Annotated in this window: 2 protein-coding genes; both read left to right on the top strand. The window is 46.7% G+C overall.

Annotated elements, in window-relative coordinates; translation table 11 throughout:
* The coding region (locus H6F93_RS00645; RefSeq protein WP_190678257.1) for an SCP2 sterol-binding domain-containing protein at positions 1 to 1,106 on the top strand (1,106 nt) is incomplete at its 5' end.
* A 223-nt stretch (positions 1,107 to 1,329) separates the two neighbouring features.
* A partial coding sequence (locus H6F93_RS00640; protein WP_199313402.1) for a hypothetical protein occupies positions 1,330 to 1,686 on the top strand: 357 nt, incomplete at its 3' end.

The raw sequence follows: 1,686 nt of genomic DNA, 5'->3' as shown, positions 1-1,686 counted from the left end.
TGAACCAGGAGAACGTCCGGGCACCTTTGAGATCGATTGCGAATACGGAATTTCATGCCTGTGGTGAAGATATCGATTTAGTCGGAAGAAAAATTGTCAGAAAATTAACTGAGATTGGTATTCGTGCCATCAATCCATCCGTTGCCTTTCCCCAAGAGATGGATCGCTATCCTGGTAAAGTTTGGGTCGTTTCCTATAAACCCGTTGCAGTGGCTGCTGGGTTGGGGCATATGGGATTACATCGCAATGTAATTCACCCCAAATTTGGCAATTTCATCTTGTTGGGGGCGGTATTGATGGAGGCTGAAGTTACCGCTTACAATTACCCGATTGACTATAATCCCTGTATTGATTGCAAACTTTGTGTCGCGGCTTGTCCAGTTGGTGCGATCGCACCTGATGGTCACTTCAATTTCTCAGCCTGCTACGCCCACAATTACCGAGAGTTTATGGGCGGGTTTACCGACTGGGCAGAGACGATCGCTGACAGCAAGAGTGCTAGTGATTACCGCGAAAAGTTTAGCGCCGCAGAGTCTGCCTCGATGTGGCAAAGCTTGTCCTTCAAAGCGAACTACAAAGCGGCTTACTGTATGGCAGCTTGTCCCGCTGGAGAAGATGTCATCGCGCCGTTTTTAAGCGATCGCAAGGAATTTGTGCGAGACGTTGTAAAACCCTTGCAGGATAAAACTGAAACTATTTATGTGATCCCAGGCTCGGATGCAGAAACCTATGTAACGAGACGCTTTCCCAATAAAACGGTCAAACTGGTCAGCAGTGGTATTCGCCCTGTATCCATTGAAGGGTTTCTCTTTGGACTACCACTCCTCTTTCAGCGCAACCAGTCGCAAGGATTGAGTGCCGTTTACCACTTCACCTTTAATGGCTCTGAGTGCCGCCAAGCAACAGTAACGATTCAAAATAAAACGCTCCAGGTACAACCAGGACATCATGGCACAGCGGATTTGGCTGTGACGGCAGATAGCAAAACTTGGATCGCGTTTCTCTGCAAGGAGCAAAATATAATTTGGGCATTGATCTGGCGTAAAGTCAAACTCAAGGGTTCTATTAAATTACTTCAGGTATTTGGGAAGTGTTTTCCCTCGTAAAATGAGTTAGCAATCGAACCAACAGGCGATCGTAATCCTGCCCCTTGAGTAGATTGCGTCAGCAGCCCAAAACTGCGCCGGTGCAGACGGAATAGAGGTAGTTGTTGAGAGTGAAATGCTATCTACCGCCGCACAACTTCACCGTTAAACTGAAAGGACATTTGTGGGGACGTAGTAAGAGGTTATCCATATGAAGCTAGAGGGTGTCTACCTATAATACTCAATGACTAGAGATGAGCCCATAACAATTAACGCTGCTAGCAACAAATCCGTTCTAAAGATTCTTCCAAAACCGCCAGTTCTTTCCAGCCAAACATCGTCTTGGAAGGGAATTCAGTTTGCCTATCATCTACACACGGATGCATTTGAAACCCCTGAACATTGTTTTCCCCAACACTTCATCACGATTCACCGCAATCATTCCCCAATCGTAAAGGAGCGGATGCTGAATGGTCACTTTCAGAGCGATCGCTTTAGAGATGGGGATGTCTGTTTAACACCTGCCACTACGCCTGTATCAGTCCGATTGCATGATGCCTGTGAGGTAATGCATCTGTATCTTGAGCCTGCCTTGATGGCT

The sequence above is a fragment of the Leptolyngbya sp. FACHB-671 genome (assembly GCF_014695745.1).
Lineage (GTDB): Bacteria > Cyanobacteriota > Cyanobacteriia > Elainellales > Elainellaceae > JAAUTN01.
This window is presented reverse-complemented; position numbering and strand designations above follow the sequence as displayed.